The organism is Streptomyces xiaopingdaonensis, from assembly GCF_000262345.1.
GTDB classification, from domain to species: domain Bacteria; phylum Actinomycetota; class Actinomycetes; order Streptomycetales; family Streptomycetaceae; genus Streptomyces; species Streptomyces xiaopingdaonensis.
In genome coordinates, this window is the sequence record NZ_AJTQ01000383.1 from 1 (window position 1) to 1,084 (window position 1,084).

Below are 1,084 nucleotides of genomic sequence, written 5' to 3' on the forward strand. Positions count from 1 at the left end.
GCGCCTAGGTGTGTTGTCCCGGCACGTTGGTGACAGGGCGGTTTGCACTCGGGGGCTTGCATGAGGTGAGGGCCTTCTGGCTCGGTGTGGATTGCGAGATCTTCAACCGGTTGCCAGGAGGCCCTCGTGTCCCACTGTAACGCCCCGCTGACGCCGACCGGGAGGCTGCGGCTGGCCCGGTGCGTGGTCGAGGAGGGTTGGCCGCTGCGGCGGGCGGCCGAGCGGTTCCAGGTCGCCCACACCACCGCTGCTCGCTGGGCCGGCCGCTACCGGCGGCACGGGACGGCAGGCATGCTCGATCGCTCCAGCCGCCCGCACCACAGCCCCGGCCGCACCCCGCAGGCCAGGGAAGCCGAGGTGGTGCGACTTCGCCGCGAACACCGGATCGGGCCACTGCGGCTGGCTACCCGCACCGGCCTCGCGGCCTCCACCTGCCACCGCATCCTGACCCGGAACGAACTCCCGCCACTGGCCACGCTGGACCGGGCCACTGGCGAACCCGTACGCCGCTACGAGCGCGAACGGCCAGGCGAACTGGTGCACATCGACGTGAAGAAACTCGGCCGCATCCCCGACGGCGGCGGCCACAAAACCCTCGGCCGGGCCGCAGGAACCGCGAACAAGGACCGCCGGAACGGCACCGGATACGCCTGCCTCCACACCGCCCTGGACGACCACTCCCGTCTGGCCTACACCGAAGACCTCCCGGACGAGAAGGCCGCCACCTGCGCCGACTTCCTGACCCGCGCGACCGCCTGGTTCGCCGCCCGCGGGGTGGCCGTCGAACGGGTGCTCACGGACAACGCCTGGTCCTACACCAAGAACACCTGGCACCGCACCTGCCGTGACCTGGGCATCCACCCACGGTGGACACGGCCCTGGCGGCCGCAGACCAACGGCAAGGTCGAACGCTTCCACCGCACCCTCCTCGAGGAATGGGCCTACACCCGGCCCTACACCTCCGAGACCGAACGGCAAGAAGCCTTCCCCGACTGGCTCGACTGGTACAACTACCACCGACCCCACACCGGAATCCAAGGCCAAACCCCCGCCAGCCGCGTCACCAACCTCCCCGAACAACACA

At 70.2% G+C, this 1,084-nt stretch carries 1 protein-coding gene; it reads left to right on the forward strand.

Going from position 1 to position 1,084, the window contains the following annotated elements; translation table 11 throughout:
• Positions 1 to 126: 126 nt before the first annotated feature.
• A partial coding sequence (locus UWG_RS0129180; RefSeq protein WP_029391881.1) for an IS481 family transposase occupies positions 127 to 1,084 on the forward strand: 958 nt, incomplete at its 3' end.